This is a genomic window from Citrobacter sp. TBCS-15, from assembly GCF_005280815.1.
GTDB lineage: Bacteria > Pseudomonadota > Gammaproteobacteria > Enterobacterales > Enterobacteriaceae > Citrobacter > Citrobacter werkmanii.
Genome location: NZ_SZWK01000082.1, coordinates 1 through 365, shown reverse-complemented (window position 1 = coordinate 365; position 365 = coordinate 1). Strand labels below are relative to the sequence as shown.

Genomic DNA, 365 nt, shown 5'->3' with positions numbered 1-365 from the left:
TAAATTATTTGCATTGATTGAATCTTTAAGTGATAAATCGTTTGCAGAAATACTATCTAAAGTACTAGCCTGAAGAATTGGCTTAATGCTTGTTACACCAGTTCCTGAAGTCGTAACAACATCAAAACAAACTTTCAAAACGCCAGAACCGTTGTTTATATCAACACCGTTACTATTATTTGATGTTTCTGCTGATAAACTTACAGGGTTTGCTGTTTGCGTTAAGTCAATATTTGCATGGATATAATTAACTGCATTACCTTTTAAGGCAACAGTTTCATTCAATAGTTCAAAATACCTCCCGCCTGCAACGATTGATGTGTTAACATATTGCACGTTAAGGGCTGTATTTAATGGACTTTTCC

Annotated in this window: 1 protein-coding gene; it reads right to left on the bottom strand. The window is 34.2% G+C overall.

Features of this window, described 5'->3' with window-relative positions:
- The coding region (locus FDW96_RS03050; protein WP_212732859.1) for a hypothetical protein at positions 1-365 on the bottom strand (365 nt) is incomplete at both ends.